Genomic DNA, 288 nt, shown 5'->3' with positions numbered 1-288 from the left:
GTTCGATGATTAATTGTCAACAGCTCATTTCAGAATATTTGCCAGAACCGTTATGATGTCGGCGCAAAAAATATTATCCAGAACGGGAGTGCGCCTTGAGCGACACGAATTACGCAGTGATTTACGACCTGCACAGCCATACCACAGCTTCCGATGGCTGCCTGACGCCAGAAGCATTGGTGCACCGTGCAGTCGAGATGCGCGTCGGCACCCTGGCGATCACCGACCATGACACCACAGCTGCAATTGCACCAGCAAGAGAGGAAATTTCACGTTCGGGACTGGCGC

The 288-nt window shown here is 52.4% G+C and carries 1 protein-coding gene; it reads left to right on the top strand.

From position 1 onward, the window contains the following. Positions 1–95: 95 nt before the first annotated feature. Positions 96–288 (top strand): PHP domain-containing protein (locus tag LZP73_RS20405; protein ID WP_234236778.1); only part of this gene is annotated, 193 nt, incomplete at its 3' end.

The organism is Shewanella sp. AS16 (assembly GCF_021412365.1).
Lineage (GTDB): Bacteria > Pseudomonadota > Gammaproteobacteria > Enterobacterales > Shewanellaceae > Shewanella > Shewanella salipaludis.
The sequence above is the reverse complement of the archived record's forward strand: the minus strand, read 5'-3'. Positions and strand labels throughout refer to the sequence as shown.